Source organism: Azospirillum tabaci (assembly GCF_014596085.1).
GTDB lineage: Bacteria > Pseudomonadota > Alphaproteobacteria > Azospirillales > Azospirillaceae > Azospirillum > Azospirillum tabaci.
Genome location: NZ_JACCJY010000054.1, coordinates 1 through 23,574, shown reverse-complemented (window position 1 = coordinate 23,574; position 23,574 = coordinate 1). Strand labels below are relative to the sequence as shown.

18 protein-coding genes are annotated in these 23,574 nt (G+C 68.8%); all 18 read right to left on the bottom strand.

Annotation, left to right across the window (positions count from 1 at the left end):
* Positions 1-434, bottom strand: a 434-nt coding sequence (locus H0B54_RS28760) for a hypothetical protein (RefSeq protein ID WP_211109620.1), incomplete at its 3' end; no start/stop codon positions are given.
* A 96-nt stretch (positions 435-530) separates the two neighbouring features.
* Positions 531-1,220, bottom strand: a complete 690-nt coding sequence (locus H0B54_RS28755; RefSeq protein ID WP_188263191.1) for a hypothetical protein — start codon at positions 1,218-1,220, stop codon at positions 531-533.
* Complete coding sequence (locus H0B54_RS28750) at positions 1,210-4,161, bottom strand: LamG domain-containing protein (RefSeq protein ID WP_188263190.1); 2,952 nt, start codon at positions 4,159-4,161, stop codon at positions 1,210-1,212. Before H0B54_RS28750 ends, H0B54_RS28755 begins: the two co-directional genes overlap by 11 nt.
* Positions 4,158-5,048: a hypothetical protein gene (locus tag H0B54_RS28745; RefSeq protein ID WP_188263189.1), complete on the bottom strand. Its 891-nt coding sequence runs from the start codon at positions 5,046-5,048 to the stop codon at positions 4,158-4,160. The genes H0B54_RS28750 and H0B54_RS28745 overlap by 4 nt, the downstream gene beginning before the upstream one ends.
* Before the next feature lie 3 nt (positions 5,049-5,051).
* Complete coding sequence (locus tag H0B54_RS28740) at positions 5,052-6,626, bottom strand: hypothetical protein (protein WP_188263188.1); 1,575 nt, start codon at positions 6,624-6,626, stop codon at positions 5,052-5,054.
* Positions 6,626-16,144 carry a transglycosylase SLT domain-containing protein gene (locus H0B54_RS28735; RefSeq protein ID WP_188263187.1) on the bottom strand — a complete coding sequence of 3,173 codons (9,519 nt, stop codon included), beginning with the start codon at positions 16,142-16,144 and terminating at the stop codon, positions 6,626-6,628. Before H0B54_RS28735 ends, H0B54_RS28740 begins: the two co-directional genes overlap by 1 nt.
* 8 nt (positions 16,145-16,152) lie before the next feature.
* Positions 16,153-16,851 (bottom strand): hypothetical protein, encoded by a 699-nt coding sequence (locus H0B54_RS28730; protein WP_188263186.1) that lies wholly within the window; start codon positions 16,849-16,851, stop codon positions 16,153-16,155.
* A 43-nt stretch (positions 16,852-16,894) separates the two neighbouring features.
* Complete coding sequence (locus H0B54_RS28725) at positions 16,895-17,191, bottom strand: phage tail assembly chaperone (RefSeq protein ID WP_343069048.1); 297 nt, start codon at positions 17,189-17,191, stop codon at positions 16,895-16,897.
* A 92-nt stretch (positions 17,192-17,283) separates the two neighbouring features.
* Positions 17,284-17,736: a hypothetical protein gene (locus H0B54_RS28720; protein WP_188263185.1), complete on the bottom strand. Its 453-nt coding sequence runs from the start codon at positions 17,734-17,736 to the stop codon at positions 17,284-17,286.
* A 140-nt stretch (positions 17,737-17,876) separates the two neighbouring features.
* Positions 17,877-19,367, bottom strand: coding sequence for a phage tail tube protein (locus tag H0B54_RS28715; protein WP_188263184.1), 1,491 nt, complete (start codon positions 19,365-19,367; stop codon positions 17,877-17,879).
* 76 nt (positions 19,368-19,443) lie between these two features.
* Positions 19,444-19,653: a hypothetical protein gene (locus tag H0B54_RS28710; protein WP_188263183.1), complete on the bottom strand. Its 210-nt coding sequence runs from the start codon at positions 19,651-19,653 to the stop codon at positions 19,444-19,446.
* Between the two features lies 1 nt (position 19,654).
* Positions 19,655-20,092: a hypothetical protein gene (locus H0B54_RS28705; RefSeq protein ID WP_188263182.1), complete on the bottom strand. Its 438-nt coding sequence runs from the start codon at positions 20,090-20,092 to the stop codon at positions 19,655-19,657.
* 2 nt (positions 20,093-20,094) lie between these two features.
* The gene (locus tag H0B54_RS28700) at positions 20,095-20,442 is read right to left on the bottom strand and encodes a hypothetical protein (protein WP_188263181.1); all 348 of its coding nucleotides are present in this window, start codon (positions 20,440-20,442) and stop codon (positions 20,095-20,097) included.
* A 3-nt stretch (positions 20,443-20,445) separates the two neighbouring features.
* Positions 20,446-21,099 carry a hypothetical protein gene (locus H0B54_RS28695; RefSeq protein ID WP_188263180.1) on the bottom strand — a complete coding sequence of 218 codons (654 nt, stop codon included), beginning with the start codon at positions 21,097-21,099 and terminating at the stop codon, positions 20,446-20,448.
* A gap of 4 nt (positions 21,100-21,103) precedes the next feature.
* Positions 21,104-21,487, bottom strand: coding sequence for a hypothetical protein (locus H0B54_RS28690; protein WP_188263179.1), 384 nt, complete (start codon positions 21,485-21,487; stop codon positions 21,104-21,106).
* A complete protein-coding gene (locus H0B54_RS28685; protein WP_188263178.1) occupies positions 21,487-21,900 on the bottom strand; it encodes a hypothetical protein in 414 nt (137 codons plus the stop codon). The genes H0B54_RS28690 and H0B54_RS28685 overlap by 1 nt, the downstream gene beginning before the upstream one ends.
* 87 nt (positions 21,901-21,987) lie before the next feature.
* Positions 21,988-23,307 (bottom strand): phage major capsid protein, encoded by a 1,320-nt coding sequence (locus tag H0B54_RS28680; RefSeq protein ID WP_188263177.1) that lies wholly within the window; start codon positions 23,305-23,307, stop codon positions 21,988-21,990.
* A gap of 63 nt (positions 23,308-23,370) precedes the next feature.
* Positions 23,371-23,574: hypothetical protein (locus H0B54_RS28675; RefSeq protein ID WP_188263176.1), on the bottom strand; the 204-nt coding region annotated here is incomplete at its 5' end.

Sequence of the window (23,574 nt, the reverse complement as noted above, 5' to 3'; positions counted from 1 at the left end):
GCCCCGCGGGCTTCAGCCTCAGCGACCGCGGCCTCCTCGACCAGCCGCTGGTTCGTCGCCATCAGGTTTTCGTTCTCCTGCTGGACTCGGACCAACGCAGTCCGGGCCTCGTCCCGCTCAGTCCGCGTTGCGGCAAGCCGCTCCTCGGTCATGCCGACGCGGGCTTCGAGCTGGCCGCGCACCTTCACGGCCTCGTTCCGTTCGTGGGCCATGTCGGCAATGTTGGCTTGGAGCTGCACCACCTGCGCGCGGAGGTCGGCGATCTGCTGGCGAAGGTCGGCACGGATCTCCGCCTCCATCTTCGCGGCCCGGTCCTGGCGACCGAAGGACACCAGCAGTCGCCACGCAACGAGACTGCCGCCGACCCCGGCGGCGATCTGCGAATAGATGTTGGACAGGACACCGCCGTCGGCGGCGGACGATGGATCGGGCATGGGACCTCCTGCGGCCCGGCGCCGTGGCGCGGGCATAGAAAAGGCGCCTCGCGGGCGCCGGGATCGTGGATGGAGTGGGAGTCTTGTCGCGGGCGGTCAGGCCCGAAGGTGGGTGCAGGCTTGGTAGACCTGGACAGGCGTCTGGGCGGCCTTGACGGCTTCAACCGCAGCGCGGCGCTTGCCCTCAAGGTCGGCGTTCACACCGGTCCAGGCGCCTGCGGTCGCGCGGACCAGCGCGGCCACCGACGCGAGGGTGGAGCCGGTGGCGGCGGCTTCAGCCTGGAGGTAAGGGAACGGGCCGCTGTCTCCCGCCGCGTGCCGGGCTGCCTCGTCCTGCTTTTCGAGGTAGGTCGCGCTTTGCCCGACCGTGACGGTGATGTGCTGGGCGCGCAGTTCGCCGACACGCTGGTTGATCAGGTCCACCGCGGCGGCCTTCAACTCGTCCAGCGGCACCACCGGGGCGGCGGGCGGCTCAGGGATCACCTCGCGGGTGGCAGTCACGTTTCCCTCGCGGTCGAACTCCCGGATCATCACGGGGTCGGCCGGCGGGAGCGCAGCGGTGACGAGCGCCCGGACCTCGGCATTTCCGCACAGCGCCGCCTCGATCTCTCCAGCGCTCGCCGCGAACACATCCAGCGGCGGCTCCGGGCAGCGCGGGCCAAAGACGGCGGGCACCAGCTCGTCACCGGTCAGCGGGTCCAGCACCGCCGGCACGATCTGCACCCACTTCCACCGGTACAGCAGGCGACCGCCCTTGTAGGCGTCTGGAAGCTGGTCAGGCTGCATAGTTGTTCTCCTCGCTGATGCGGGTGACGGTGATGCTGGCCTCCCAGCGGATGCGCTTGCCGGCCACGCCGGTCACGCGGGCCGCTATGGTCTGGGCCGCCGTGTCGATGATCAGAGACGCGTCGGCGGTGCTGGTCACCTCAGTGTCCGAGCCCACGTTCTGGGCGGCGCCCTGGAGCGTGACGTTGCCGCCGGCATCGCGGTAGCAGGTCGCCCGGCGAACGTATGTCAGGCGCTCCGTGTCCGCGACGCCGTAAACCCTACCGATGATGCGCGCCTCAACCAGCACCGTTTCGCGTTCGCCCACGAAGATGCGCGACGCCAGATCGAGCGGCGTGGCGTCGGTCGTGACGCCGCGGGCCGAGAAGCCGCTACCGACTGGACGAGCATCGCCGGCAAAGATCGCCTCCTTGCCGGGCACCGCGTCAGCGACGAAACCGACCTCCGCCCCTGTGCCGATCAGCAGTGCACCACCCCGGAGAGACACGGATCGCACCGCGTCCGAAGTGGTCGCCGCCAGCACGGCCTCGTCGAAGTAGCTGACGCGCCGCAGCCCCCGGAAGATGCTCACCCCGTCGCCAGTACCGACCGCAAGCCGACCAGTGAGCGGGTCGCGGTCCATGGCATTCACGCCGCCGTTGGTCCCGCCCAGCAAGCACTTGGCACCCGCCTGCAGCAGGGGCACTTCATCTTCATAGATCTGGCGGATTTGCGCAGGCGACAGCGCCCCGGCGCCAGAGCGGACCATGGCGATACCACCATCCGCCGGCGCCGCGCCTCCGATGGCGCAGCCGATCCGCGTGACGGCGCCGGCCAGAGTGGTGCTGATGGCTGGGCCGGTCGCGGTGTTGACCTTGGAGCCGTTGACCCACAGTTCCAGCACGCCGCCGGCCCGTTGGGCGATGAGCAGCGTCGGGGTGGCGGACGCCACGCCACCAGAGGCGGTCGCGGAATCCACTACTGTGAACGTATAGGTGCCCCCGGACGCTGCCAGCCTCACAAGCCCAGTGGGCAGGCCGCTGGTCCCGTGCTCGATCACGGTCCCAATTGTCGCTGTCGTCCAAGCGGCAAGCCAAAAGTCACCCGTTCCGAAATCCAGATCGCTGTTATATGGCTGTTCAAGGTAAGCGTTCGAGGCCCAGCCGGACCACATCACCACGTCGCTGCCGCTGGCCGCCGGAGTACGTTGCAGCGTACCGACGACGGCACAGCCCTTGCCCTGATAGCTGCGTCCAGCCGATACAGGCTGCAAAGACACATTGTCGAACTCAGAGTACTGCCCAACGACTGAAGCGCCTGCGATCAGGGAAATACGGGTGGCTGTGGAGGTGGCCGTAAAAGCCAAAGGGCGGCCTGTCGCTGCGCCAGCCACGAAACCAGTCGTAACGCCCGCCCCGGTGGTGTTGTCCGTCAGCGTGATCTGCCACGCGTCGCTGGTTTGCTGGGTTGCGTCCGCAACGAGCTGGTACGTCTCCCCCACCACCGTCGCAACGATCTGATAGGCCGCAGGATTGATCGTTCCGGCATGGGCAACCCGCAGCTTGCCGCCGCCGACGGACAGAGCGGCCCTGTTGGCCGGCGTCCAGTCGCTCGTGCCCGCAGAAAGGTCACCGTTACGGGCGAGTTCGCCCCCAGTAATGCCCCCCGTCCGCGCATCGCACAGGGCCGCAAAGACGGTGCTGCCGTGCATCCAGCCGGTCGCGTAAGTCGGTGTTGCGTAGGCGACCATACCGCGCGCCGGGTAGGCCACGTCTTCGGCCAAGTGCGTCAGCCCCGCCGCGCTACCCAGCGCACCGGGGGCCAAGCGGTACTGAAAGTCGCCTGCAATCGTGCGGAGCTGCGGCGAGGAAATCGAATTGCCATGCCCGTAGAGGCGAGCGATCCCGCTACCGAGCGAGCGGGTCGCGTAGGGCAAAGCGTGGACCGCCGCGAGACCTCCGCCCGCATAGCCCACCGTGACCGTCGCGTCTGCGTTCAACTGGACCCGCGAAACGCCGTTTGGCTCGGTCAACGTCGCGACCATGCCGGTCGGATGAATGATGCTCGCCCCGCCCGCCGTCGCGACGGCCACGGTCGGGATCGGCAGACCAGCCTGATCGAGCGGCGCACCCGGCAGGACGCGAGCGTGCACGCCGAAGACGTCGGCAGAGGCCAACCCCGCGGGCACGGAACCGCTAATGCCAGCATTGGCGTTGCGGTTCACGAGCCCCGAGACGACGTTGTAAGTCGCCCCCACGGAAATCATACGATAGGAGCGGTCCCGCGTCAGGCTGATGACGGTCAACCCCTGGTTCTGCGTCGTCCCCCCTACCCAGATGGTGCCGTTCAGCGCGTGCACGCTGGTGTAGGTCGCGCCCGCGGCGACCGTCCCGGACACCGTCGTGCCAAAGCTGATCCACAGGCGCGGCGCACCGGTCGCGTCGAGATCAAGCGCGTCGTACACCGTCAGGACCGAGCCGTTGCTGGTGTTGCGCAGCACCAGCAGCGCGACCGCCGGGAAATCCCGCTTCACGCCGCGCGTTGCCGTACCCAGCGTTTCGTGCCACCAGCTCGTCCCCGAACACCGGCCCGGCTCGTTCCACCGCCCGCCGTCCGGCAGACGGTCGTCAAGGCGGGTGTCGTAAACGAACGTCGCCACCACGTCCGTCGCCGACAGCAGCAGCTTGTCAACGCCTGGGAAGGCGAGCGCGGTGGTGCTGCCGCTGGTGATCTGCGCCACCAGCGCTTGGCACAGCTGCAGGATGGTCGCCACGGATGCCTGGGCCGCGAGGAAGTTAGCCTGCGAGATGTATGCCGCCATGTCATCCAGGCCCTGGGCGATCAGCCCCAGTGCCTTCGGAAAGTTGGCCTCCATGCCACCGGGGCCGTCCAGGCCGCCGGGGTTGGTGTTCGGGTTGTAGACGTCGCCGTTGATGGCGCGCAGGTCGCTCTGCGTCGTCATGTGGTGATCTCCTCAAGCGAGGTGCTGCTGCTGGTGTAGGAGGAGGCGAACCAGCGGTTGGCGTGGTCGCCACGCCGCTGAAAGAGTCCGCCGTAGCGGAAGCAGGCCGCCGGATCGTCGATGTTGGGGAGCCAGACCACCGGCTTCGAATAGTCCACACGCCGGGCCAGATCGAACAGGCTGTCGCGCATCTGCCTGCCGTTGACCTGCCGAGGTACCGTCACCGTGCGGTACCCGGTCCCAGGCTCTACCGACACCCCGCCACCGGGGAAGCGCGTCACCTCGTCGGTCGACACGTAGCCGTCCTCAGCGTCAAGGGAGCGCCAGAACTGGAGGCTGTCGGAGATCCAGCCATAGCCCAGGCTGTAGGCTTCCGCGTCGGTTCCGTCCGGCGCCGCAGCGCCCCCATAGAAGGTCCACCGGCAGGACCCAACCCGGCAGTAGGGCACCACCACATGAATGTTGGTCGGGTAGAGGGCGAAATCCTCGGTCGGCAAGTCGCCGCGGAACAGGTTGCTGTCGCCCCACCGAAGCTGCCGCCAGTCGAGCAGCGACGGCACCACCGCCCGGTCCCGGCCTGTCGTTGGGTTCCGCGTGTCGAACAGGAGGCTGGTGAACGTGTTCGAGGCGAATAGCTCCAGCCGGTACCGGGCCGCCTGCCGGAAGTTGGTGCGGAACCAGCCGGCATAGGTGCAGGCGTAGCGCTCAGGGAACACCGCCTCGATCACCACCGGGTTCGCGGCGGTGCCGAGCCGCGACGACACCGCGGCGGTCAGCAGGGGCAGCGATTGGCAAGACACGAGCGGGCTGTTTGCCGCCCAATCAGCATTGCTGGTCAGCGTCGCAGCCGGCCAGCGGTTGCGATCTGTAAGGAGTCCAAAGCCCATCGGCTACTCCCGGACGACGAGGGTGGGGATTTTGCTGCGGGCGTTGTTGATCCGCCCGATGACCGTGACGAGGCGCCCGGCCTCATAGCCGGCGAGGTCATCGAAGACCTGCACGACGGCCCGCCGGTCGATGCCGGGGGCGCCGTCTTGGGCGACCAGATCGTAGACGCGCCGGACCTGCTTCAGCTCCGACAGGAATTCCGCCTGCTCGGCAGTCGCCTGGGTGCGGTCCCACAGCAGGGTCTCGACTGTCTGCGTCCGAGCGCCAGGATAAGCCACCGCAGTCGCTGCATCGGTGCTGGTCACCTCGCGCCACAGCGCCTTATGCAGTTGGGTGTCCGCTTCGGTCGCATCGCTGACGATGGTCTGGGCGATCTTCGGCAGCCCCGCATAGCGCAGGGTCACCGTCTTCGCCGGCAGGCCCCGACTGTCCGTGCTGCGCGGCGTCAAGCCGGGGGTCGAGATCCCTCGCCGGTAGACACGGACCGGGGGCGCCGTAGGGGCGAGCAGCCGGCCGACGGTCAGCATGCCATCGGCGGTCACGATCCAGTAGCCCCGCGCCAGGGAGCCGAGCACCTTGTCCAGCGACTCGCGCAGGGTCGGGCTGGAGCCGGTCGGGATCGCGTAGCCGACCTCGCGCGGCACGGCATCCAGCGCCGCAACCGACGCGGTGTCCATCCGGGCGAGCGGCACCTTGCCGGCAACGGTCACTGCCAGATGCTGGGCCAGCTCGCCGACGTACCGGCGCCAGACGCCGCCGATCTTGTCGCCCATGACCTCGCACATCGGTTCGGGCGGGCGGCTGCCGGTGACGGTGATTCCCGTCGCAGGATCGGGCTTGTACTCCCCCGCTGCCGGCGTGCCAGTGGTGCGCTTGGTCAGCCGGAAGGCGCGATCCCAGAACACCGGCACGTCCTCGATGGGGTGGCCGCCGTTGTGGGACCAGTGGTGCAGCCCGCCGATGATGCCGAGGTATGTCGGCTCCTGAAACGCATGACCGAACACCCGTTCCTTGGTCCGGTCGGCCAGGGATTCGCCGTCGCTCGTGCCGTATTTCTCGGTCAGCAGGGGATCGTCGAAGTCGGCTTCCCGGCCCCTCACCGACAGGCTGATGGTGCTGCGCTTGCTGTCCGGGTTCGGCATCTCCATGGTGACGCTCGTCACCACCTGGGCGGTGCTGTAGGGCGCCCCCTCTTCGACGACCTTTTCCACCAGCGGCCAGCCGGCCAGGGCGTAGTCGGTCAGCAGCGGGTTGAGCGGGCGGGCCGGGAGCGTGACGGTGATCCAGGCGTCCGCCGTCACGTCGTAGACCCGCGCCAGTCGCTGCCCCTGAGCGTCGCGCGTGTTGTCCAGCTCGACGCTGCCGAAGGAAACCTTCGTGGCCCCCATCGTCTCCCCCAGGCTGGCGATGAACAGGGAGACATCAGAAGGCTTCCCCACCAACGGCAACCAGGGCAACGAGGCCGGGGTATCGCTGGGACCGGACCGGTAGCCCGGCTTGGTCGCCAGGAACCACCGGTGGGTGTGGCCGGACGCCAGATGGAAGGCGTCCAACTCGATCAGATGGATCGTCGTCATCAGCCTTGCCTCTCGCTGACTTTTTGAGCGGTGGTTTCCGCCGCATCCGCCACGCGGTCGAGCAGCCGCGCCATCTCCTGTGCAATGGCGGCCCGCTGTTCCTGGTCCATGCCCTCGTTGCGCTCCAGACGGCGCTCCAGCCGTTCGATGGCCTGTCGCAGCAGCCGCAGTTCTGCGACAGCACGGTCATCGCCCCCCGACCGGCCCGGCTGCGGGGCGTAGTCCTGCCGCCGGATCGGGGTGATGTCGGGCGCCCAGAGGTCATTGGCCGGAGGCGTGAAGCCGCCGGCTTCGTACCCGACCCGTCCGCCGTCCGCAAAGCGCGGGCCGTCGTCGTTGCGCACACGGGCGGTGAGCATGTCGGCGGCCGCAATCAGGTTGCCGGCATTTAGGGCTTCCATCACGTCGTATCCGGCAGCACGAGCGGCCCGCGCTTGGATCACGAACTCATCACGGCTAAGCCACGCGGCCACGTCGTCGCTGGTTTCGGTGCCGGGGCCGTCCACCCGACCGCCGACCGAGAAATACCGGCCGTTCTCATACTGGCCGTACATCTCCCAGTGCTTGCTGGGATCAAACGACGGGTCGGCGGCCCAGGCATCCGCCAAGTCCGCATACCGCGCCAAGTACGTGGCCTCGCGGGTCGTCAGCACCGTAGGGCCGCTGCTACTGACGTTGCTACCCCACTGCCAGTTTCCAGTAATAGCCCTGACCGTGTTCAGGCCCGCCTCGTAGACGAGCTTACCGATGGCGTCCAGCTTGTTGATGATTACGCTCGTGGCCTGAAGCTGGATTACCTGGAAGCCCTGAGTGAGGTCGCGCATCGCTGCACTGGTTACTGTCTCAGTTACATCTTGCGTGACCTTGCGGGTCACGGTGCCGGAGGCGATGAGCACGGCACCGGTCGCCGGGTCGATCGTCTGACCGATGGTCCGCTGCACCGAGCCGGGCAGAACGATGGCCGCCTGCTCCGCCGGGGTTAGCGCCCGGCCAAGCTGCTGCTCGACACTGCGGATCACCGTCGCCGCCGTGACCAGCCCGGCCCGCTCATCAACTGTCAGGTCCCGGCCAAGCTGCTGGGCGACCATCCGTTCCACCGAGCCACCGACCACCAGCGCCGCGATCTCCGGGGGCGACAGGTCACGGGCAAGGTACTGACCGATGTCGCGGGTCACCGCCCCGGCGCTCACCAGGGATGCCGTTTCGGCAGGCGTCAGCGACCGCCCGATGGCCTGCTCGATGGTGCGGCTTACCGTACCGGCCTGCACAAGCGCGGCCCGTTCGGCATCGGTCAAGTTCCGGCCAAGGCTCTGCGCGATCACCAAGCCGACATCGCCGCCCGATATCAGGGACGCCCGTTCAGCCGCCGTCAGATCCCGCCCGATGGATTGCTCGACGGATCGGGTCACCGCGCCAGCCTGGACCAAGGACGACACCTCGGTTGCAGTCAGCGTGCGGCCCATGAGCTGCTCGACGGTCCGCAGAACGTTCCCACCGCCCACTAGGGCGGCTCGCTCGGCGTCGGTGAGATCCCGGCCCAGCGTCTGCTGCACGTCGCGGGTCACCAGGGCGTTGTCCACCAGCCGCCCCAGCTCGGCGTCGGTCAGGAAGCGACCAATCCGCTCCTCCACCGTCCGCAGCACCACTTGGCTCTGGACCAGCTTGGCTTTGTCGGTGTCCGACAGGGCGTTCAGCTGCTCGGTGATGACACGGACGGTGGTCAGTTCCACCGCCACATTCACCGAGCCGCCGAGCTTCTTCAGCTCCTCCAGCATCTGCTGGTCATAGCTCTTGGTGCCCGGCAGGTTTTCCAGGCTGGACATCACCCATGCACGCATCGTCTGCGTCTCGGTGCCGGAGGCCGTCAGCGCCTCCTGCGTCGACAGCAGCCGGTCGGCAGCACCGGTCAGGCGTCCATAAGCGTCCACGTCGCCGCCGCGCGCCAATGCGAGATCCCGCGCAAACTGCGCCTGCGCCGCATCCCGCGCGGCCTGCGGGGTGACGCTGGTGCCCGCGGTGGCGTTCTTCTGGTCCAGCCAAGAGCGCACGCTGCTGCCGGTCGACAGCAGCTTCTCGCGTTCCTCAGCCGCCTGCTTCTCGACCAGGATCTGCTTTTCGATCGCATGGGCGTTTCGGATTTTGGCCTTAGTGTCCTCATCCGTGTACTTTGCCAGTTCTCGGCTCTGCTCAATGTCCAGAGCACGCAATTCGTAAGCGTGCTGCGCTGCCTTGGCATGTTCAGGGTCTTGCACGGACAAAAGGTCAGCCTTCGCCTTCTGGATGCGCAGATCGTTGTCCGTGGTGAACACAGAGCGAGCTTGGGTCAGGTAGGTCTGTGCCCACGACCGCATGGTGTCGTCGGCGGTCGTGGAGATCACCGTGTTGAGCTGATCGATGCTGAGGTCCTTCAGGACCGCATCGGCCCTCGCGCCATACATGCGGTTGGCGGCGTCGTTGTCGCCTGTCGCCTTGTTGACGTCGGGACCGTTCTTGTCGAACCAATCGCGGATGCCCTGGAGCTGGTTCAGGTAGTCCTTGCCCGACGCCGCGTTCAGGTCGCTGTTGTAGACCTTGGCGGCCTCCTTGTTCACGTTGGCGATAGCGTTCTTCAACCCCTCGCCGAGCTTCTGGCTGAGCACGTCGCCCTCGTAGCCGACCGCCTGCATCGCCTTCACGAGATCGGCGGACTCGGTACTCCAGTAGCCTTGCGCCTGGGCGACCTTCTTCTGATAGTCGGTGGCGGTGTCCGTGACCCCCGCGACCTCGGCGTCGATGCGGGCCTTGGCTGCGACCAGGGCAAGCATCCGCTTTTCTGCGGCTTGCAGCGCCGGCGGCACCTGCATGCCGGCGGAGGACATCGCCGCCATCGACTTCACCATGTCGTCGGCGAGCGCCTGGAAGTCCTTCCCGACCGCCGAGAAGGTGCCATCGGCCAAGCTCTGCACGACGCCCATCACCTCGCCGTACCGCTCGGTGCTCAGCCCATGTTCACCCAGCGCCGAATTGAACAGACGCTCGGTCGTTTCCCGCTTCTGGCTGGCCGGGGTGATGCCGAGCGAGGTCGCGTAGGCGTTGGTCTTCTCCAGCGCCTGTTGCAGCACGTCGGGAATCGCCACCCCCGCAGCCGCGATGGACTGCACGGCGGCATCCAAGTCTTCAGCAAGCGCCGCCACCTTGGCCTCGCCGCCCTGACCACGCACACCGGCGAGATAGGCATCGGACGAGCCGCCAGCGATTTGGGCGACGGTGTAGCCGGTGGACCCGGCCTCAAGCCCCCCCATCACGCCGCTGGCCACGGCGCCGGTCGGATCGTCCTTGATCGCGTCGAGCAGCTTCGTCAGCACGGCCTCGGCCGCGGCGAAGTCTCCACCGGTCGGCGACAGGCCAGGGTCCCCCGGCCCGGCCACCGCGGGGGCCTCGCCGGGGCCGGTCACGGAGGCGAGCCCCTTTCCCATCGCCTCGGCGAAGCCGCGGATTCCGCCGATGGCGGCAATGCCAGTGATGCCGACCATGCCGCCGAGGACGGCGGTCTCCTTCGCTTCCAGCCCGAGGGCGGAGGCGACCGAGCGGGACAGGCTGCCGATGGCCGTTGACAGAGAGCTGATGGCGCCAGCAATGCCGCCGCTGTTCTCGGAGGCCGTGAAGTTGCCGTCACGGTCGGTGTGACCACCAAACCCCTCAGAGTTCCCACCCATGCCGCCGACGCCACCGGACCCGGTGTCCGACACGCCGCCGGTCTCGCCTTCGAGAAACATCGGGAGGCCGGTCACCGGGTTGATGCGCCCGCCGCCCAGCGTCTTGTGCATCCAGGCCAGTTCGTCCGGCCGGACGTGGACCAGCTCCGTGTCGCGGCCCTGCCCGAGCCCGGCCAGCATGCGGGCGCTTTCCTGAGCGTTCCAGATCCGCTCGCCGCCGGCCAGCTTGACCAGCTCCGGCCCTTCTTCGCCGACAACCGCCCAGCCGGATTTGGCCGAGGGCGTGCCGGTGGCGTAGCCGGGCAGACCGGCCAGCAGCTTGTCCAGGGCCGCGTTGCCGGTCTTGCCGCCGACCTTGGCGGTAAGCGCCGCCACGTCGTAGGTGCTCTCGGTGCCCTTCAGGAATTCGAGGATCGACTTCCCGAAAGCGTTCGCCGCCGCGGTCCCCTGGTGGGTGGACGCGACGATGGACGACATGCCGCTGTTCCACAGGGCCACGGTGTCGCGGAACTTGCTGGCGAAGTCGATGGCCTTGACCGCGGCGTCGATGTCGTCACCGACCGCATGCGCCAGCACCCAGGCGATGTCGGCGTTGTCCGACTTCATGGAGCGCAGGGCCTGGAGCATCGCTTGCTCTGGCGTGGCGTTCCGCTCGCCGACCACGATTGTGGATAGATCCCCGGCGATCAAGCCGTAGGTGTCCATCAACCCGTTGAGCTTGGTGGCGATCTGCCCGACCGCGCTGTTCCACTTCGCCGGGTCACCACCGTTGTCAGCGTCGAAGCTGCCACGCGTGAAGCGTCCGCCCTTCATCGACAGGTTGGTGACGGAATAGGGGTCCCCACGGCTGTTGCCGTCGCTGAACGCGCTGAGAAGGGTGCCGCCGAGGGCAACCAACCCGCCCACGACCTGCAGGCCCGGAATCATCATCATGACGCCGCCGGCCATCTGCGCGGCCCCACCGATGGATTGCCCGGCGTTCTGGGCGCGGGACATCTGCATGGCGCCACCGACAGCGGTCATGCCGCCGCCGACGACGTTGCCCCAACTCACCGCAGGCGTTGCCGGGGCAGTCCCCATGCCGGTCTGTGCGCCCTCGCCACCCGCCAGCGTGCCGTTTCCGGCCTTCGCCACGGGCGCCGTCTTGGAGGCGACGTTTCCGCCCCATGCCGTCGAGTTCAGCCAGGACTTCACCCCGCTAAGGCTGCTGTCGCCGAAGCTACCGCCGGACAGCCCGTTCCACACGCTGCCCAGCGCTGAAGCGATGCCCTGCGGCCCGCCGGCAGAGACGACGCTGCCGCCGACGGAGACAGCGCCGCTACCGGTGATCCCGCCCAACAGGGACATGATGCCGCCGAGGGCCGCCTGCGTGCCGCCGACCATGCCCGCCGCCGCGGTCTGCTGGGCCTCCGCAAGCTGCTGGGTCGCCCTCGTCCCTTCGTCGCGGGACTTGGCCTCCGCACGCAACGACTCCCGGAAGTGGTCCAGCCCATCCGACAGAGCGTCCTGCTTGTCGGTGGCCTCAACCGTGGCCTTCTGATTGCCAAGTGCGGCGTCGATGGTGGCCCGCTGAGTGGCGGTGAACACGGACGCCACCGAAGCGGCTTGGGTCTGGGCACCCACGAAGGCAACCGTCGCCGCTCCGGCTTGGTCGTAGGCCGCCTTGTTGGCCTTCACCGACGCCACATAGCCGTCGCTGCTCTTGGTGATGAAGCCACCGAAGGTAGACAGCGCCCGCTCCAGGTCGCCGCCGGCACGATCGAGGTGCTCACGGAAGATGCGGGTGCCGGCATCGACGTTCTGCGCCGGGTCGAAGGGGTTGGTGATGCCGTACGCGCTCCAGTTGGCCGGCATGATCTGCATCAGGCCGGCGGCGCCGGAACGCGGGTTCACGGCCGCGGGGTTCCAGGTGGACTCCTGCTGGATAAGCGCTTTGATGGTGTTGGCGTCCACCCCGTATTTGACGGAGGCGGTCTGGATCACGCCCTCGAGGTCCCCGGCGTCCTTCACCGCCACCGGTACCGGCACCGGCCCGGTCAGTCCCTGCGTCGCCATGCTGGTGGCATCAAGCGCCGCGGCGCCCGCGGCGCCCGCGGCCACCCGGACCCACATCGCGTTGTTGGCGGTGCTGCCCAGCCCACCGTTGACCTGCCCGACGATCCGATCCAACAGGCCGGCGTCGGCCGCCGCCCGCGGCGTGTTGTCGTTGGCCACCGCGACGCGCCCGGCCATCAGCTTGGTCAGCTCGCCGGAAACCAACGTCTCGAACGGCTTGGTGAAGGTCTGCCGGACGAAGATGCGCTGCAGATCCTCGCCCAGCGCCTTGAAGGCGTCGCCCGCCTCTTGCGCGCCGACCAGCACGTCCTCGAAGGCGGTGCCGATGGGGTTGGCGATGTCCGCCGCGGTCTGGGCCGCGTCCTGGAGGATGCTGTTGACCCGCGCCAGTTCGCCGGCCTGCTTGATGTAGGCTTGGGTGCCGGCGTCCGTCAGGTCGGCGCCCTTGGCCCGCAGGTCGTTGGCGGCCCGGAGCATGGCGATTTGCTGGCCACGGGCGGCGTTGCTCTGCCCGAGCAGAGCGTATTCCGCGTTGGCCGCCTCGACCGCGCGCCGCTGTTCGTCGGCGAGCTGTCCAAACTGCGCGGCACGCTGCGCCATGTCGCGGGCGAGGACCGCTTCGCCGATGCCACGGATCTCCGCCGCGTCGCGGGTGGGGTCCAGCCCGCGCTTGCGGGCCTCGGCCAGCACCTCGTTCGCCAGGGTGACCTCGCGCACCGCGCCGGCGCCCTTCTCCCACGCCGCGGCCAGCCGGGCGGCGTCCTCGGTCTGCTGCCTCAGCGTGGCGTCGAACTGCGCGGCCTGAACCTTGCGCTGGGCATCGTCCACCCGGCGCAGCCGATCCACGATGGCGTCGTAGGGCTCGATGGTGCCGCGCGCCACCTCGGCCAGGGCTTTCTGATGCAGCGAGGCCTCGCGCACCGCGGCCGACGACGAACCGTAGGCCCGGGCCATCAGCTGCGCCCCGGCAATCTCCGCCACGGTGGCGCGGTTGGTGTCGGTGACCGCCTGGGTGAGCTGGGCCCGCGCCATCCGGGCGGCCTGCGCACCCTCAAGCTCTGCGGCCTTCTCGCTCTTGCCGGCGTTCAGCGCGGCGATCTCCGCCTGCACCCGTGCCGTCTCGATGACCCGCTCGGCCCCGACCTTCTGCATGGCGACCAGCAGCTTGTCGTTCGCCTTGGTCAGGTCGGACAGCACGAGGGCCTCCTCGAGCGGCATGCCCCCCTGGCTGGTCGGCTTGCGTCCCGGCACGGGCGTTCCGGCCGGCGCCGCCGGCAGCGCCGGCGTGTTGCCGGTGATCGCCCCCTCGGACAGTGTGGGGTTGGGCCGGCGCGAGCGCAGCCAGTTGCCGACCCCGAACGGCGTTGGAAATTCGTAGTCGAGCGTCTCCCTGCCCCCGAACGGCGTGGGGAACTCGAAATTGAGCGGGTCCTTGATGAAGTTCGAGATCCCGCGCAGGAAATCGGCGCCGACCACCTGCACGGTGACCACGATGGGGTGCTGCGCCGCCGTGTTCATCAGTTCGTTGTAGGCGTGGGTCAGATCCTCCATCGCCGCCGCGGCGGGGCTGAGGCTTTCGCGGTGCAGCCCGGCGTACTGCGCCTTCAGCGCCCCGATGACGATGCCGAGCGCCTGCTGCCGGTCGCCCTGCTCCAGAGCCGACCGGGCGGACTCGTACTGCTCCAGCGTCAGCGCCTGGGTCTCCGCGGCCAGCTCGCGAAGCCCCTTCGTGCCGGTCGTCAGCCATCCGGTCAGCATCTTGCCGGCCTCGGCCGTCCCGCCGAAGACGACGCCCATGTCGATGGACAGCGCCCCCACCTCCTTGGCGATCTCCTCGCCGACCAGCTTGCGCGACCGGGCGATGGTTTGCGCGACCACCCGGGCGTCCTGCCGGGAGGCGCCGGCGCCCATCATGCTGTCCACCACGCCGTGGAGCTGCTCGGCGGTCATGCCGGCCTGGTCGCCGGTCGCGCGGAGCAGCGCGTTGAACTGGCGCAGTTCGTCCTGGATGATGATCGCCCGCCCGATCACCAGGCCGAAGCCGAGCACGAGCGAGCCGATGCCCATCGCCGAGAGGGCGGTGGAGGAGGTCAGCAGCGCCATGGCGCGCGACAGGCCGCCGACCGCGCCGACCGCCTGCGGGGCTTGCTGCAGCAGCGGCGTCAGGACGCCCTGCCCGCTGCCGACCTGCACCACGAAGTCCTGGAGCTGGTAGCCCAGGTTCAAGCTCTCGTGAGCCGCCAGCTTGGTGCTGGTCGCGGTGCGGGTGGCAATCGCGTGCTGTTCGCGCAGCGTGTTAGACAGGGCCTCGTGCTGCTCACGGGTCAGCCGAATCCCGCCGATGCCGTCCGTCATCGCGCGATCGAGCAGGCGCTGTTGCTTGGTCAGCCGCTCCTCGGCGCCGAACGTCCGGTCGAGGCTGCCGACCAGCGAGCGCAGTTCGGTCTCCTGCTTCTTCGCCGCGAGGGCCGCCGGCGACAGGGCCGCGGCCAGCCACTCTTCGTCCGCGGCCAGCTCCTCCACCGACTTGCCGGCCGCCGCGGCGCCCGCGCGCAGATCCTCGAGCGCCGCGTCGTACCGCTGCTGGGCGGCGGCGGCCGGGTCGACCGCGGCCATCACGGCGCGGTACGACGCGGCGAGCTTGGCGTTCTCCGCCGCCGTCTGGGCGGCGGCGCGGGCCGTCGCCTGCTCGTCGGCGATGATCATCGCCGCGGTCGCCTCGCGGTCCCGCACCGCCGCATCCCAGTCCGCTGACATGCGGGCGAGCGCGGCCTTTTCCTCGTCCGCCAGACGCTTGGCCGCCGCCACCGCCGGATCGTGGGCGGCGGCGTAGGCCTGGAGCAGTGCCGCGCCCTCCTCCTCGGCCAGACCGGCCCGGCGGACGGTGGCCTCCAGCTCGGCGAGGCCCGCCTGGTAGCGCTTCTGGGCCACGTCGACGAGGCCGAGGTCCTCCCGGTAGCGCTCCAGCTCGGCGTCGACCGCGCCGAACGCCGCCTCGAGGTCCTTCAGCCGCCGGGCCGAAGCCTCGGCGTCGCCGGTGACCAGAGCCAGCGTGGTGCCGGTGCTGGCCCCCTTGCCGGTGGTCGCGTAGCGCAGCTCGCCGATGGCGGCGGTGTTGACCGGAGAGCGCGACACGCCCGTGTTGTCGTTGATCGCCTTCTGTGCGGCGCTGATGCCGCGCAGGGCGGACTCCAGTGCCTTCGCGCCCGCCGCCCATTCGGCAAAGGTCGCGCGCCCGGAGCGCAGGTCGGCATTCAGGGCCTGCAGGGCACGGGCGGTGCCGTTGACGCCGGTCGAGGCGGTGGTGGCCGTCTCGTACACCTGCGCCATCGCGCCGGCCCAGGACTTCGCCGTCGCGGTGGCCGCCGCGGCGCCGGCGGCCTGCGCCGTGGACGCGGACTCCGCCGCCCGCATTCCGGCCACCCACCGCTCGTGCGCCGTGGTGGCTTTCTGGACGGCGATCTCCTGCTGCGCCAGGATGTTCGCGCGCAGGCGCGCCTTCTCGGCGGCGTCCTTCTCGCTGGCCTCGAGGTCGTCGAGATCCCGCCGGAACTTCTGCGTGACCGCCGCCACCTTGGCGGTCAGCCGCTCCACCTCGCCGTATTGGCGCCCGAGCTGCTCGCCGCTCTTGGCTACCCGGCGGACGCGCTCCTCCGTGACGACCGCCTCGTCACCCACCCGCTTGATCGCGGCGGCCGCGGCGGCCGCGCCGGCGGAGGCGTGGTCCTCGTACCCGACGACGAGGGATTCGACCTGTTCTTGCGCCATGGCGGTTCTCAGCGACGGGAGGTGATGATCAGGGCCGGGCTCTCGACGGGCTTGCCCTCGCGGTTGCGGGAGCGGTGACCGCGGAACTGCTCCTGGCGGAGCCGGTACTGCCCGGGAAAGGTCATGCTGTAGACGCGCTTGGCCTTCACGAAATCGCCGTACCGCGCGTTCACCGCCTTGGCGGCGTCATCAAACAGGCCGGCGGGGACGCTGAAGCGCAGCGGCTCGATGCCGACCAGCTGGACATCGACCTTGCGGCTGTGCGGCTGGGTGTTGCCGATCACGATCTCCGCCCCGGGCGGAACCGCGGCGGGTTTGAAAGTCGCCGCCGGGATGAACTTTCCGTTCACGGCGACGTAGAAGCCGTCCCGGTAATGGGCGGTCTTGCCGGTGCGCGGGGCGATCGGCGCGGTCGAGCGCGGCGGCGACCGCTCGATCAGGAAGGCCAGGGCGAAGGCGGTGACCGCGCCCAGGCTGTTGAAGCGGTAGACGATTCGGCCGCCGTTGGCCGGCTGCACCGCCTCCTCCGGCACGCCCTCGCGCCCGTCCACCCACACGCGGTAGGAGGGGGAGGCCCGACCGCCGGCGATCAGAGTATCGCGCTCCTGGCGGGCGCGCTGGGCCAGCCGCCGGGACTGCGCCTCGGGAGACAGGGTGCGGTCCACGAACAGGTCGAGACGGCGGCGGAACGCTTGTGCACCAGCCATGAGCGGCTCCTTCCGGCACCGTCCGGAGCAAGGCGGCTCCGCCTCACTCCGGGTCGGCCCCGTCCGTCTTCTGGGTGGCCTTGTCGATCTGCTCCGCGGTCCATTCGAGGAACACGTCGTCCATCGCGGAGATCAGCCGGCGCAGCTGGTCGGCGTCGTGACCGTGCCGGTCGGCGTAGGCCACGATGACCGACCAGGGAATCCGGCAAGGCGTGGCCGGTCCCATGCCGCCGCCCCGCCACGCGCGATCGTCGGTGAGGGCATGCCACGCCCGCCAGGCCCACAGGCACCAGGGGTGGGGGTGAACGGCGTCCCCTTGCTCCTCGAGGCGGGCCGCCACATCCGCCGCGATCTCCGGTTCCTCCTCCGCAAGCTCGGACAGCAGATCGTTCTCGGCCTTCTTGCGGTGGAGGTGATCCCGGAGCGCCGCCGTCAGTTTCCCGCCGCTTCCTCGGTCTCGGCGGTGTGGGCTTCCTGCGCCATGGTGGCCGCCGTGAAGGCCAGCGTGAGCAGCTTGGCGCCGCGCGGCTCCTTGATCAGCTCGGCGAACTCCTCCAGCGACAGTTCCTGGCCGCCGATGACGCAGTTTTCGACCGCCACCAGGGAGTGCGCGATCAGACACTTGGCGTTGATCTGGCGCTTCACCGCCACGGGCAGCTTCTCGACGTCGCCGTTGAAGCTCTTGGCGGCGGTCCGCTGCTGGCGGGCCTGCATGTCATGGTAGGCATCGGGGAAGCCCTTCGTCTTGATGCGCAGCGCGCGATCCGGATCGGGCTTCATCCACACGCCGTCGCGGTGCACGGACTCGTCCACCAGCAGGTCACCCAGGTCATCCACCTTGGTGGCGGTGGCGGTGGCGGTCAGGTTGGTCTGATCGGTGTTCATGATCGAACTCTCGCTTGGTCGTTGGTCGGTGATGCGCGATGGGTGGGCGGCGGGCCAACCAAGCCCCGCCGCCCCGGCTCGCGCGAACCGTCATGCCGCCCGGTGGGGCAGCCTCGTTCCCGTGGTCGGTCGGGGTCTCGTCAGCGGACCAGCTCGAAGCGGGATAGGATGAGCTGGACGCCGGTCAGCGGGTCCTTGCTGGCCGTCAGCCGCACCGGCAGCATGACGTCCTGGTTCTTGCCGCTTACGTTCGGGTCGCCCTCGCGCGGGGTCAGGCGGGGCGCTTCCCAGATCATCGCCTTGCCGCCCTTCTCCAGGCGGGTGTTGAGCGACGTCGCCGTGCCCGCCATCACCTTGTCGAGCACGTCGCCGTTGCCGAAGAAGATGTCCAGCTCCACGGCGACGTCGAACGCGCCGTCCTCGATGTCGACCGCGGCCGGGGCGGTGTCGTCGCCGTTCGAGCACGCCTCGATCGGTCGCAGGTTGTTGTTGATGGTGTACTTCACCGCTTTGGCAAAGTTGGGCTTCGCGAGCGCCTGCCCGCCCTCGCCGATGCGGCCGCAGTTGGCCGAGAAGGCGAAGGCCGGGAAGGCGGCGCTGTCCGGCGCCTCATCGGGCGTATCGTCCAGGGACACGGGGCTCTTGGTGCCCTTCAGGCCCAGGAAAGCGATGGAGCCGACGGCCTTTTGCTTGGCGCTCCCGCCGAACTCCAGCGTGTTCACGCGGTTGCCGGTCTGCGTGATGTAGGTCGGCGTGGCCTGCCCCAGGAACCCGCGCTCGAACGTGATGCCGCGCTTCTGGACGCCGTTGACGATCACGTCGCTGACGAAGACCCGGATCTGCTTCCCGTTGCCGGTGTCCGTCGCCCAGCTGGCCGGCAGGTTGTCGAGCGTCAGCTTGCGGGCGCTGATGCCGACGATGCGGCCATAGACGTTGGTGCCCGCGGTGTCGAAGCGGTTGGCCGCGGCGGTGTCGCCGATCTTGAGCCAGCCGCCGATGGTCAGGCCGAGCGTGGTGAAGTCGAGCCCGGCCGCCTCCGAGGTCAGGCCGTCCGCCACCGCCTTCAGGTCGCCGGCGGCGCCTTCGAAGCCGACCACCTTCATGCGGGCAGCGGCGGCGGGCGATGCCTCGTCCACCAGCCCGGCGCCTTGGAAGGCCGGGGCGGTGGCGCTGCCGGTGGTGACCTTGGCGAGCTTGCCGCGGTTCGCCGACTGGCCGAAGCCCGTGAAATAGACGAGCTGTCCGGCGACGAAGGGGGCGCCGGCGGCGACGGCGACGACCTGGGTGGCGGCGGTGATGCCCTGGATCACGCTGGCCAGGACGCCGTCGTTGTCGCGCGCGGGAGTGTTGACCCAGGGGTTGCAGAAGGCGGACTCGATCTCGGAGGAGAGCAGCGAGCCATCCGCCGGGTAATGCCACTCGATGCCGATCGAGCCGTTGTTGCTCTCGCCGACCATCGTCGGATCGGAGTTCTGGCGGTCGTCGCGGAGATCGTCGGAGTCCACATAGTCGGCTTTGCGGGCCAGACCGATGGAGGTGACGCGCTGCTTCCGCATGCGGGGGGTGGTCGGCGTGACGCCGTAGGTCGCCTCGGCGACGCCGGTAAGGCGGACGCGGTTGGAACTGGTCATAGGCGGCTCCTTTCAGCCGGGCATGAAAAAAGCCGCCCAGGGGGCGGCTCGGTAATGCAATGCGGAGGTGGGCCGATCAGGCGGCGTCGGGCTCGGTGGGGGCAGCCTTGCTGCCCTTCCCGGCCTTGGCCGGCTTCGGGAGGGCGATGTGCTCCAGCTCCACCCAACGGTCGAACGGCACCGGGCCGGCGACGTCCGCCGCCGTGACCGTCTGCCCCACGGCGAAGCGCCGGGAGGGGGTGGTGAACCCCTTCACGACGGTCGGCTTCTGCTCCTGTTCGCTCATGTCATCCTCGCTTCCATTCGATCTCAATGCTCATGGTCCACCAGTTTCCGGCTTCGTCGGTGGAGCCGATAGGGTTGAAAATGATGTCGCCGAAGGTGACGGCACCGGCCTCCTGCCCACGACACATCTGGGCAAATTCGGTCAGCACCTGCCGGCAGCGACGGCTACCGGTCCCGACCGGGACCATGGCGAAGAACTGCAGGCCGCCCGTCTCCTCCCAGCGCTCGTCCGCCGGGTCGCCGCTGCCGATGCTCTCCAGTCTCCACAGCTTGCCGTCGATCAGCACCTTGCCCCAATGCTGCGGCTGGTCGTCGGCGTCGTAGGGCTTCGGCTCGGTGAACTCCTCGTTGTCCCAGGCGATAGGGCAGGTCAGCGCCGCATCGGCCCAGCGGCTCTCCACAAAGGAGTGGATCTGGTCAAACGCCTCATCGGTCGCCATGGTCACCCCCGCGCCTGAATCCAGAACCCAGCGCCACCGCGGGCGCCGGGATCTTCCACGGTGAGCTGCTGGCCGGTGCCTTTCACCCAGTCCCCAGCGGCAATGGTCGGGTTGATGACCGCCATGTCGCCTCGCTCCGGCGGGCCAGGAAAGCCGGCGGCGGTCAGCGTCGACGCGGCGACGATGATTTTGTAGTCGCCTTGCTTGATGTTCCCGACCAGCTCATGCGCGCCGAAGGGACGCACGACAGCCTGAACAATCACGGAGGCGAAGGTCGGCGGATTGGCGGCGGTCTTGCGACGCAGCACCACCGGCTCGCCGTCCTTTTCGGTGAGGGATGCAATGTCCATGGCTCACACATACCTCTGCGCGACAAGGTTGGCCGCGATCAAGCTGCTCATGATGTAAGCCGGGATCAAGTGCCCGTTTGGGCCAGTGCCGCCGACCCAATATTCTTCACGCCCGACACCTTCGACGGTCTTCGCCTTCAGCGCCAGATCGCGGCCCTTGGTTTCCCAACGCAGGCGCACCAGCCGGATCACCGCCGTGCGCAGGGCCACCGGCACGTCCGCCTGCGCCCATCCGGCGGACGCGGTGATGGTGACAGAGCAGCCTCCCCAGCATCCGCCTCCGGATCGCTCCAGTAGTCCGGCGCCAGCATCAAAACGATAGGTACTCTCGTCCACCTGGGTGCCGTCGATGGAGACAGTGAGCGTCTCCGAATCGAGCGGCAATCGCCAGGGTAGGAAGAGGGGTGCACGGTGTATGCCCCTCAAGCCGGGCGCCGCGTCGTAGACGATTGTCACAGCCTCGGAAAGGAAGGTGCGTCGCCCCTTCTGATCAGGAGCGACGCCGCACACCTCACACACCAAGTCGCTGTCGTCCCGAATCCAGTCGCGGAGCAAATCATCGCGCTCCGTTCCGGTGATGCCGAGTTCGGTTTTCACGCGGCTCAGGTCCACCAACGAACGGTCCGGGACCGGGTTCGAAACGATCAGCTTGGGCATGGGATCACCCCTGCGCGGCCAGAGCTTCAGCCTCGGCCTTCGGGACCGGGGCCGGGGTCACGTAGGTGCCATCCGCTGCGACAACGTGGTACATGCCCCGGCCGGCGTGACGAATGGCGCGGCCAGTCGCCGAGACAGCCGGCGGTGCAGCGTTGGCTTCTTCACCCTCACCACCGCTTCCGCCCCCCTCGGCATCCTGGACAGCCTCACCATCGCCGCCAGCACCCAGCGCAACGACCGAGGTCTGGGTCTGCGCTTCGCTGCCCACGCCGACGTCGACAGCGCACCCGGACGCCACGAGCGAAGCGGCCTCCTGCTCGGAGAAGCCGCACACCTCCCCGGCGTTGTTGCTGCGATACGGGCGCAGCAGCCGAACGACCTTGTTCATCAGATGCGGTCCTTTCCGAACAGGGCGATGGAGCCGGCAACGATGCTGGTCGGCGTGCCGCCGGACGGATCGGCATCGACCACCACGCGCACGTAGCGATTGGCGCTCGCGAGGTTGACCGGAATCTCGATCAAGCCGCTCGGGTTGGTCCCGGTCAGCACCTTGGACGCCGCGGCGCCGTAGTCAGCCCAGCCGGTCGAGCCGTCGACCGAATGCTGGAGCTTCGCGGTGATCGTGCCGCTGTTCACGCCGCCCGAGGTGCTGAACAGAACCGAGGCGATGCCGCTGTAGTAGCCCAGACGGTCCACCGCGGCGCCGACCTGCGGCGAACCGGTTCCGGCGACGGGGGCGAGCGACGGCTTGCTCGAACCGATCTGCCCGATGTTGTGGGTGGTCGCGTAAGAGAGACCCATGGAAGGATTCCTTCTTCCGAAAACGCGACGGGCGCCCAAAGGGCGCCCGGATCGCGACGTTGCCGAGAGGTGATGGAAGAAGCGCGATTACGACGCGCCGGCACCCCAGGTGACCCCGGTCAGCCAAGCCGACGCCTCGATGTGCTTCATCTGCTGGTCCACGGCCATATCGACCTTGATCAGGGTCTCGGAGTTCTGGAACGCGCTCTGCCACGCCTGGCCGTCCCAATAGGTCGCCTCGGTGGACATGCCGACCATCACGCCCTCGATGTCACCGTGGACGACCTCGGCGAAGTCGATCAGGCCGATCTCGGACTCGTTGCCGCCACCGCCCAGGTTGATCGGAACCTGCGTGGTCTCCAGGATCGGATAGCCGCCCCAGTAGTGACGGCCGTCGGCCTGCTTCTGGTAGCACTCCGGATAGACGCGGTTGCCGTTGCCGTCGCGCAGGCTCCCGAGGTAGATGCGGGTGCGCGGCGCCATGATCCAGCCGGGCTTCAACATCTGGATGTTGGCGTTCGCCAGCCGCGTCAGCAGCTTGGACTGATCGTTGTCGATGTTGACCACGCTGACCGAGCCGGCGGCCGCCACGAGATTGCCGGCCTCCTCCGCGAAGCTGCGCAGGCCACGGGGCGTATTGTTGCTGCCGTCGCCGCGAATGTAGGCGAGATCCTTGCGGAGCGCTGTGGCCCGCAGCAGCGAGTTGAGCGCCATCTGGTCGGCGCGGTTCGCGCGGCTGTTGCGCTGCGTGAACTGCAGGAGGCGGTTGCTGATCGGCACGATGGCGGACAGCTCGCGCGCGACCAGGGAAACGCTGCCGGTACCGGGCGTGCTCACCGCAGCCGGCTGCCCCTCGCCCTTGAACGCCGCGATGGCGTCGGAGGTGCCACGGCGGATGCTCAGCGCACCGGCGTCGAGGGGCCGGACGTCATCCACCATCGGCGACACCACCTCCATCGGCCGGTTCAGGTCGATGAAGTCGTCGGCCACCTCCGGCGTCACCAGAAGGCCGCCAGCCACCGGCTCAGACGCCATGAGCGCCTTCTGCAGGTGCACGTCTTCGGCGTCCTTGGCGATCTTCAGCGCCGCATCCATGTTGCCCTTGGCGCAGGCGAACGAGCGCACGACCGCGGCGAAGACATGCCCCTTCTCGGGCTGCACGTCCTCGGCCCCGCGCAGGATTCCGGGCGCGCCGATGCCCGGCGAGACCAGCGTGGCGGAGGAGGACTTCAGCGCGTCCATATCGTCGATCTGCTTGATCTGGGCGTCGATCTGACCGACCTCGGCCTTGATCGCGTCGAAGCGCTTCAGCTGATCGCCTTCCAGCGCCTTGGTGGCACCGTCGATCAGCTTCTCGGCCTCATCCAGCAGCTCCCCACGCTTGGCGAGCAGCGAGTTCTTGTTCATACCCTACTCCATTGCTTGATGCGCCGATGGCGCTGTGTCGCCCGCTCGCGCGGGATCTCGTGGTCAGGCTCGCAGGCGCAGCACGTCGAGCTGCGCCAGGGCGATGGACTTGTGCAGACTGGGTGGCGCATCGCCTCCGGCGGCCTTGGCGCCAGCGCCATCCTCCTGCTCACCGGAGGCCGGCGCGCCCGGCTGTAAGCCATCGGTCGCCGCGTCCAGATCCTTGAAGCCGCACTCGAAGGCATCGGCGCCATCGAGCCACGCCGC

Bases quoted from the DNA above. Each gene is read 5' to 3' on its own strand.
- H0B54_RS28755 (WP_188263191.1), bottom strand. From the start codon at position 1,220: ATGCAGCCTGACCAGCTTCCAGACGCCTACAAGGGCGGTCGCCTGCTG.
- H0B54_RS28750 (WP_188263190.1), bottom strand. From the start codon at position 4,161: ATGACGACGCAGAGCGACCTGCGCGCCATCAACGGCGACGTCTACAAC.
- H0B54_RS28745 (WP_188263189.1), bottom strand. From the start codon at position 5,048: ATGGGCTTTGGACTCCTTACAGATCGCAACCGCTGGCCGGCTGCGACG.
- H0B54_RS28740 (WP_188263188.1), bottom strand. From the start codon at position 6,626: ATGACGACGATCCATCTGATCGAGTTGGACGCCTTCCATCTGGCGTCC.
- H0B54_RS28735 (WP_188263187.1), bottom strand. From the start codon at position 16,144: ATGGCGCAAGAACAGGTCGAATCCCTCGTCGTCGGGTACGAGGACCAC.
- H0B54_RS28730 (WP_188263186.1), bottom strand. From the start codon at position 16,851: ATGGCTGGTGCACAAGCGTTCCGCCGCCGTCTCGACCTGTTCGTGGAC.
- H0B54_RS28720 (WP_188263185.1), bottom strand. From the start codon at position 17,736: ATGAACACCGATCAGACCAACCTGACCGCCACCGCCACCGCCACCAAG.
- H0B54_RS28715 (WP_188263184.1), bottom strand. From the start codon at position 19,367: ATGACCAGTTCCAACCGCGTCCGCCTTACCGGCGTCGCCGAGGCGACC.
- H0B54_RS28710 (WP_188263183.1), bottom strand. From the start codon at position 19,653: ATGAGCGAACAGGAGCAGAAGCCGACCGTCGTGAAGGGGTTCACCACC.
- H0B54_RS28705 (WP_188263182.1), bottom strand. From the start codon at position 20,092: ATGGCGACCGATGAGGCGTTTGACCAGATCCACTCCTTTGTGGAGAGC.
- H0B54_RS28700 (WP_188263181.1), bottom strand. From the start codon at position 20,442: ATGGACATTGCATCCCTCACCGAAAAGGACGGCGAGCCGGTGGTGCTG.
- H0B54_RS28695 (WP_188263180.1), bottom strand. From the start codon at position 21,099: ATGCCCAAGCTGATCGTTTCGAACCCGGTCCCGGACCGTTCGTTGGTG.
- H0B54_RS28690 (WP_188263179.1), bottom strand. From the start codon at position 21,487: ATGAACAAGGTCGTTCGGCTGCTGCGCCCGTATCGCAGCAACAACGCC.
- H0B54_RS28685 (WP_188263178.1), bottom strand. From the start codon at position 21,900: ATGGGTCTCTCTTACGCGACCACCCACAACATCGGGCAGATCGGTTCG.
- H0B54_RS28680 (WP_188263177.1), bottom strand. From the start codon at position 23,307: ATGAACAAGAACTCGCTGCTCGCCAAGCGTGGGGAGCTGCTGGATGAG.